Origin of the sequence: Candidatus Methanodesulfokora washburnensis (assembly GCF_003947435.1) — an archaeon.
Classification (GTDB): domain Archaea; phylum Korarchaeota; class Korarchaeia; order Korarchaeales; family Korarchaeaceae; genus Methanodesulfokora; species Methanodesulfokora washburnensis.
In genome coordinates this window covers 1-5069 of sequence record NZ_RCOS01000046.1, presented here as the reverse complement: position 1 = coordinate 5069, position 5069 = coordinate 1, and the positions used below count along the sequence as shown (strand labels likewise).

Genomic DNA, 5069 nt, shown 5'->3' with positions numbered 1-5069 from the left:
GACCATAAACTCACCGAAAGCATCTACATGAAGCAGTATATAAACAGTTAATAAGGAGCAAGGGACACTTTTCCGGTCATTGACCGGCAATGACCGGATAAAGAAAATTATAGCTGAAGGGGAGTCAGAAAGTTTAGAGTTCAAAAGATCCCTCTCAGAGCTAAAAGAAATTCTAGAAACTGTATGCGCATTTGCTAATTCTCATAGAGGGACTGTGCTTGTCGGCATATATGATGATAGATGCATGCAGAGAAGCAGGCCTTCCAGATCCTGAATTTTCAGAGGAATGGGGCTTCATGAGGGTCCTGCTTCGGAGCAAGAAGTATGTTGAGAAGCTCCTCAACGAGGGGGAGAGAAGGGCATTGGAGCTAATCAGATTGACATTCTCCACGGCTAAAGCCGGGAGATTCCCGGTTTGTCAGCCTTAGGCCTCATCCTAACCGAGTTCAGGGCTGTGTCAAGACCAGGGCATTATGCCCTACCAGCCCCTGGATACGGCATATAGCCATATCCCCGCTTTGCTGGAACCTCTCCCCCTTTCGGCCCGGAGCCTTATTCCAGCCTTTGGACATCCGAGCTACATCCAAGCGACACGCTCAACATAGCTATCATGGGCTTGTATTTAAGCTTATCGGCAATTCATCCCACGGTTAAAACTGTAGGCTTTCTTGCCGAGTTTTTGTAAACAGGCACGATGATGTCCGGGGCATCTGACTCAAAGCCGCTGTTGAGAAGGGCCTTCCCCTCAAAAACCCTATTACCAACACTCAGCCTAATCCTTACCCTGCAGGCCACCGCTCTCATCAGCATACACATGCTTCTTCTTCATATACCCAAGTTTTCTGCGCGGTATGATCTTGGAGACAAACTCCTTGAGAACCCTCACATCCTCCTCCTTGGTCATACTGCTCACCAAAAATATCCCCAGAGGACGAATATAAGCTTTGACATCGCACATGAACCTGCCTTTGAGGGGAACATAGAGAGGGATTTTGAAATCAGTGGCCGCTTGGGCTCCTTCAGGCGATAATTGGACCTCTTCTAAAGTTCCTTCTACCTCCGACCGAGATCATGCTAGTGCCACGCTAGAATTCCTCCTATCCCGAAAATTCATCGCACTAAAGCTAAAATCATAAATTCCTGCGGCAACAGGCACTCGTATATCCTCCAATCAACAAGTATTCCTCCGCTCAAGCTCCTCACTTGCTCAATAAGCCTCTTAATTTACTTAAATAAAATAGCTAATATTATAGTTATCCACATCGATATCTGAACTCCGAGGAGCCAGAGGAACCTGTTGTTCAGATCACTCCTCAGATCCCTCAGCTCCTCCCTCAGATCCCTTGTTTCTGTCTCAAGATGGTTCAATCTCTTGTCCATCTGCTCGACTGTGCCCTCGATTCTGGCAAGCCTCTCCTCCAGACTCATATGTCTTGAAGCAAATGATATTAATAAAGCTTTAGGTATTTTATTTAATTGTAGCCTCTTGCTAGTTGCCTTTTAACTTGTCTTTTAACATCCGTTGGCTTTAAATACATATGCTAGGGCTTTGTGGCTATGGTTACCGACAGAATTTCCGTCTACTTTGAGGATGCCCTGAGGTTTTATGAGGAATCCATCAAGGAGTTTGAGGAGGGAGTTAGGGAAAACAACACATACAAGATCAGAAATTCCGCTGAGAAGGCGTGGAACGCAATAATTCAGGCAACAAATGCGATAATTTTGAAGCTTCTCGGAAAGCTGCCCTCCAGCCATTGGGAGAGAAGGAGGATGCTAAGGGAGCTGGAGACAAGAGTTCCAGAGATGGGGAAGTTGATGCTCAGGGATAGGTATGGGGCGAGGGAGAGGCACTTACATGAAACTGTATTTTACGAGGGCAACATAGACATCGAGGATATAAAGTACGAGCTGGAGAAGGTTAGAGCATACTTAAACGATGTGGGAAAGGTGCTGAGGGAATAATGTCAGTTGACGGCCCTTACCTCCTCCGTCTGTGCCTCTCAGGGTTGAGAAGGGTAGGATAGCACTAGAGCTGCCCTGGGATAGGTTTGGAGATGCCGTACTGGCAGCGCTGAGGAGAGGCCCGAATAGCAGGTTTCTCCGGCTCCTCGGTATGCAGATATCGATGTTGGTCATCATCACACTTACCGAAACCTCGGCGAAGGAGCAGGCCGATCGCGACAGCCAACAGGTTCATAGCTGGAAAAAGCAGGTGCTAAATATTCAAATGAAAGGACACGAGCATTAGTTGATTTCTTAATAAGAATGGCTGCCGTATAGATGATTTGAAGACACTTTATTTGTGAGGAAAGGCTTTTAGGCACAACACTAAATATTTATTAACTCTTTTTGATCATTTTCCTTAGTGAAAGGATGAGACATGCTCATGTGAAGGCTATATTTTACAATGGCGTTGATTACGTTCAATATTTGGAGGGAAAGCTCAAACTTAATGAGGTTAAGAAGGCTGAGGTAGAAGCCCTAGTAGACACTGGAGCAACCTTTCCAGCCCTGCCCGAGGAAATAATCGCCGAACTCGGATTGCCAAGCCTGGGCGAGCATCCAGCAGAAACAGCAGAGGGAGCAGGAAAAGTGGAGCTTGTAGCTAACGCTATAATAAAGATAGAGGACAGGATAGCCCAATCCCCCGTCATAAAAAGGCCAAGGGGCACAACACCGCTCATAGGCGTGGTGGCTCTGGAGCAGATGGGCTACAAGGTGGATCCAACAACAGGAAGACTGATCAAAGGGCTACCTCTGATGCTCTAAAAACCTGGAGTGCAGCGACCGTTCTATTAAACTTCATCCCTCTGTTGCTGGATCAACTCCTTTATTATTTCCAAGTGAATCTCGATGGCGTTTAGGACTGAAGCGTTGTTGTTCAATTAAAGGGAGAGATCATGTTGAGGAATGGAAAAAGATCTCAGCAGGCTATATCGCTACATTATCACAGGATTACTTAGCTGAAGAGGAAATGCTTCAAGGAACAAAGGAGTCGTGGCAACGTTGGGACTTTATTCTTGAAAATGATAAAATAAAGCATGGGATAATCTCTGATATCCTAAGACAAACCCCTGCACATAGAATTATTTTACAGACGTTTTCCCTCCGATCTGAAAAATTCATTCCATCTGAAAAAGCTCTTTGCTAATGAAGGTATCTTCCCATGAACCCCTTACCTGTTGGGATATTTCTGCAATAGTCATTTTGCAAACCTCGTCCAGCTTCTGCTGTGAAGCACTTCTTTCGGATATTTTCTCCCACATCTGATCCTTTGAAATTGTTGCACGCACTCTGGAAATTAACTGCGAGGAGTGTCAACTTTATATACCTCTCTCTGCACCAATCCTTATGGCTGAGGCTATTGTGACATCCGTTTTGGAAGAAGCATTGAGGCAGGCTTCAGAGAGAATTGCTAAGAAGATAACAGAGGGGAAGAGGCTCACCAGCACCGATGTGATAATCCTTCTCCTCGACCAGATGAACAAGAGGATTGATGATACAAACAAGAGGATCGATGATCTAAGCGCTTCCCTCAACAAGAGGATTGATGATACAAACAAGAGGATAGACGACCTAAACACCTCCCTCAACAAGAGGATTGATGATCTGAATATCTCACTTAACAAGAGGATTGATGATATCAAGGAGGATCTTAGATCTCTTCATCAGGAGGTATCCTCGATAAAGTCAGATGTAATAGCATTGATGAGGGAGAAGCTGAAGACAGGCTAATTAGCAGTCTTTAGCGGAAAATAGAAAGGCTTTAAGAGCAAATTTCTACGACTTTCTTTTTTAAGGCTCTTTAAGTCGATTTTAAATAAGCAGCCGAAAATTTTATCCATGATAATTTTCCGTTCGCACATACTTTTGGATTTGGATGAGGAGGATTAACAACACATATATGACCTTCACAGGAAAGCCTAAAGTGAACAGCAGATTCTAGAACAGGAATTCCCCTTAACTGCGAGGAGTGTCAACTTTATATATTTCCCTCTGCACCAATCCTTATGGCTGAGGCTATTGTGACATCCGTTTTGGAAGAAGCATTGAGGCAGGCCTCGGAGAGGATTGCCAAGAAGATAACTGAGGGAAAGAGGCTCACTAGCACCGATGTGATAATACTTCTCCTTGACCAGATGAACAAGAGGATGGAGGCAATGAACGAATCCCTTAATAAGAGAATAGACGATCTAAACACCTCTCTCAATAAGAGAATAGACGATCTGAGTGCTTCTCTGAACAAGAGGATTGATGATACAAACAGGAGAATAGATGATATCAAGGAGGATCTGAGATCTCTTCATCAGGAGGTATCATCGATAAAGTCAGATGTAATAGCATTGATGAGGGAGAAGCTGAAGGCCGGTTGATTAGCGTTTTTAGCAGATTAACATTTATTTATAGATGATGATATGGTATACTAGGTGCTTAACGATGCTTGCGAAGGAAAAAGAGTCAATACAATACTACTTCATACACATGATTTTATTATCGATAGTGATGAAGCTAAGAATGCCCCGCATATGCCGATGGAAAGCTAATAAACATGCCGAGTTAGCTTCTTCAATTTAAAGGCTTTTGCTTACGGCTCTAGCTACAGCAGGATAGCCGTGCGCTTCAAGCTTTTCTCTGCCGGAAAATATATGTAAAGTACTGCAATATTTTTATCGTAATACTTCCGCTTATCGAGGCCTGTACTTAAAGCCACTATACTTCCTTCTAAATCCTTTTTTCCTCCTGTGAAAGGCAAGAAACAGCATTGAGAGGACTGCCAGAAGGATCAAAGGTATAAGGTAAACCGGGTAAACAGGATTTTCAGCTTTAACAAGGCTTATGTTTCCGATGAAGTCCTCAGGTCTCTCAGATTTCCTAGCCATCTCCACATATCTCTTAGATTCAGAATCGCTTGTGCTGTTCCCAAGCAGGTTGCAAGCTGAGCTTTTCAGGTAAAGAAAGCACTCATCAACCTCGTCCTTTGTCCTGTTGAAAACGTTTGGATCGCCTGTCCTGTTCAGGAGGATCACATCATCTTCCGCTGCTGCGCAGATCCCTGCAGATATCCCCCT

The 5069-nt window shown here is 44.3% G+C and carries 12 protein-coding genes; 7 read left to right on the top strand and 5 right to left on the bottom strand.

Going from position 1 to position 5069, the window contains the following annotated elements:
• Positions 1-79: 79 nt before the first annotated feature.
• Together D6D85_RS17190 and D6D85_RS16035 are read left to right on the top strand one after the other, a co-directional pair.
• Positions 80-274, top strand: a complete 195-nt coding sequence (locus D6D85_RS17190; protein WP_125670598.1) for an AlbA family DNA-binding domain-containing protein — start codon at positions 80-82, stop codon at positions 272-274.
• Complete coding sequence (locus D6D85_RS16035) at positions 219-428, top strand: hypothetical protein (RefSeq protein WP_161969657.1); 210 nt, start codon at positions 219-221, stop codon at positions 426-428. Before D6D85_RS17190 ends, D6D85_RS16035 begins: the two co-directional genes overlap by 56 nt.
• Positions 429-639: 211 nt before the next feature.
• Here D6D85_RS16035 and D6D85_RS16030 read toward each other — a convergent pair whose 3' ends face one another.
• From D6D85_RS16030 to D6D85_RS02995, 3 genes are all read right to left on the bottom strand, one after another.
• Positions 640-795, bottom strand: coding sequence for a hypothetical protein (locus D6D85_RS16030; RefSeq protein ID WP_161969656.1), 156 nt, complete (start codon positions 793-795; stop codon positions 640-642).
• On the bottom strand, positions 773-904 hold the full coding sequence (locus D6D85_RS16955; protein ID WP_272914408.1) for a hypothetical protein: 132 nt from the start codon (positions 902-904) through the stop codon (positions 773-775). The genes D6D85_RS16030 and D6D85_RS16955 overlap by 23 nt, the downstream gene beginning before the upstream one ends.
• A 320-nt stretch (positions 905-1224) precedes the next feature.
• A complete protein-coding gene (locus D6D85_RS02995; protein WP_125670597.1) occupies positions 1225-1428 on the bottom strand; it encodes a hypothetical protein in 204 nt (67 codons plus the stop codon).
• Positions 1429-1557: 129 nt separating this feature from the next.
• On the opposite strand from D6D85_RS02995, the gene D6D85_RS02990 reads away from it, so the two are divergent.
• From D6D85_RS02990 to D6D85_RS02980, 3 genes are all read left to right on the top strand, one after another.
• The gene (locus D6D85_RS02990) at positions 1558-1962 is read left to right on the top strand and encodes a PaREP1 family protein (RefSeq protein WP_125670596.1); all 405 of its coding nucleotides are present in this window, start codon (positions 1558-1560) and stop codon (positions 1960-1962) included.
• A 31-nt stretch (positions 1963-1993) separates the two neighbouring features.
• Positions 1994-2248 carry a hypothetical protein gene (locus D6D85_RS02985; RefSeq protein ID WP_125670595.1) on the top strand — a complete coding sequence of 85 codons (255 nt, stop codon included), beginning with the start codon at positions 1994-1996 and terminating at the stop codon, positions 2246-2248.
• A 125-nt stretch (positions 2249-2373) separates the two neighbouring features.
• On the top strand, positions 2374-2769 hold the full coding sequence (locus D6D85_RS02980; RefSeq protein WP_125670594.1) for a retroviral-like aspartic protease family protein: 396 nt from the start codon (positions 2374-2376) through the stop codon (positions 2767-2769).
• A 353-nt stretch (positions 2770-3122) separates the two neighbouring features.
• Here D6D85_RS02980 and D6D85_RS16025 read toward each other — a convergent pair whose 3' ends face one another.
• Positions 3123-3293, bottom strand: coding sequence for a hypothetical protein (locus D6D85_RS16025; RefSeq protein ID WP_161969655.1), 171 nt, complete (start codon positions 3291-3293; stop codon positions 3123-3125).
• 58 nt (positions 3294-3351) lie between these two features.
• On the opposite strand from D6D85_RS16025, the gene D6D85_RS02975 reads away from it, so the two are divergent.
• Together D6D85_RS02975 and D6D85_RS02970 are read left to right on the top strand one after the other, a co-directional pair.
• A complete protein-coding gene (locus tag D6D85_RS02975; protein WP_125670593.1) occupies positions 3352-3735 on the top strand; it encodes a hypothetical protein in 384 nt (127 codons plus the stop codon).
• Positions 3736-4010: 275 nt separating this feature from the next.
• Positions 4011-4373 (top strand): hypothetical protein, encoded by a 363-nt coding sequence (locus D6D85_RS02970; RefSeq protein WP_125670592.1) that lies wholly within the window; start codon positions 4011-4013, stop codon positions 4371-4373.
• 312 nt (positions 4374-4685) lie between these two features.
• Here D6D85_RS02970 and D6D85_RS16020 read toward each other — a convergent pair.
• Positions 4686-5069, bottom strand: a 384-nt coding sequence (locus D6D85_RS16020; protein WP_161969654.1) for a hypothetical protein, incomplete at its 5' end; no start/stop codon positions are given.

Coding starts and splice junctions, on each gene's coding strand:
- D6D85_RS16955 (WP_272914408.1), bottom strand. CDS start 904: ATGACCAAGGAGGAGGATGTGAGGGTTCTCAAGGAGTTTGTCTCCAAG.
- D6D85_RS02995 (WP_125670597.1), bottom strand. CDS start 1,428: ATGAGTCTGGAGGAGAGGCTTGCCAGAATCGAGGGCACAGTCGAGCAG.
- D6D85_RS02990 (WP_125670596.1), top strand. CDS start 1,558: ATGGTTACCGACAGAATTTCCGTCTACTTTGAGGATGCCCTGAGGTTT.
- D6D85_RS02980 (WP_125670594.1), top strand. CDS start 2,374: ATGAGACATGCTCATGTGAAGGCTATATTTTACAATGGCGTTGATTAC.
- D6D85_RS02975 (WP_125670593.1), top strand. CDS start 3,352: ATGGCTGAGGCTATTGTGACATCCGTTTTGGAAGAAGCATTGAGGCAG.
- D6D85_RS02970 (WP_125670592.1), top strand. CDS start 4,011: ATGGCTGAGGCTATTGTGACATCCGTTTTGGAAGAAGCATTGAGGCAG.